The organism is Aliivibrio sp. 1S128 (assembly GCF_001691065.1).
In the GTDB taxonomy this organism is placed as follows: Bacteria; Pseudomonadota; Gammaproteobacteria; order Enterobacterales; family Vibrionaceae; genus Aliivibrio.
The window spans coordinates 1-900 of sequence record NZ_MAJV01000176.1 but is presented as its reverse complement, the minus strand read 5'-3'; the positions used below and the strand labels follow the sequence as shown (position 1 = coordinate 900).

At 37.9% G+C, this 900-nt stretch carries 1 protein-coding gene; it reads left to right on the top strand.

The window, feature by feature from the left end; genetic code table 11:
- The first annotated feature begins 141 nt into the window (after positions 1 to 141).
- The gene (locus A6E03_RS20580) at positions 142 to 876 is read left to right on the top strand and encodes an HNH endonuclease (protein WP_065601531.1); all 735 of its coding nucleotides are present in this window, start codon (positions 142 to 144) and stop codon (positions 874 to 876) included.
- Positions 877 to 900 lie beyond the last annotated feature (24 nt).

The window sequence follows — 900 nt, the reverse complement described above, 5'->3', positions numbered from 1 at the left end:
ACGCACAACAATCGCATCAACACGATTTATTACATTCGGCGTTCTGGGTTTGCCTTGGGTTTTGTGATTAAGGCGGTTAATTCAAGTTGGTTTGCATAGTAATAAACGTGTTATGCCAGCGTTATGTGCTAGGAGGAAAATTTGAAAATTACCGAAGAATCAGCACTTCAAATCTATGATTTAGCTCGTGAAGTTTACGAAGGCCGATTATCTAGGAAGAAGGCGGTGGAGTTTGCTGTCAAGAATCAGATTATGGGAAAAGGTTCTGCTCAAGATTATATTCAAAACTATCGTTATATCATGGATGGATTTGTTTATAAGCGCACGATGAATCTCAAAGGTACGAGAGTTTACCTAGAGAAAATCTATAGTGATTTTGGTACGCAAAAACTGAGGCAAGCTTTGGAGGTCGTAGCATCTCATGTCGAGTATTACAATGCTCTTGGTTACGGAAAACAGGTGCAAACTAAAGATCTTGTCGATGCGATCTCAGAAAAATATCAAATTGATTTTCAAGGGATTTCATACCCTGATGAAATTGACGGTGATGTGCTAACGGAGGGTGCTAAAAAGCAAATTACAATAAATGCCTATGAGCGAAATCCGAAAGCAAGGTCTCAGTGCATAGAACACTATGGAAATAGTTGTTACATATGTAGCTTTAATTTCCATGAAAACTATGGTGATCTAGGGACTGGCTATATACATGTGCATCATGAAGTTGATTTAGCGTATATTGGCGAGGCGTATATTATTGATCCAGTCAAAGATTTAAAACCTGTATGTCCAAATTGTCATGCGATGCTTCATAAAACAAAGCCAGCAATATCAGTAGATAAGCTTAAAGCTATGTGGTTAACTTTAAATCGCACATAACAAATGCATCAACACGATTTGCTA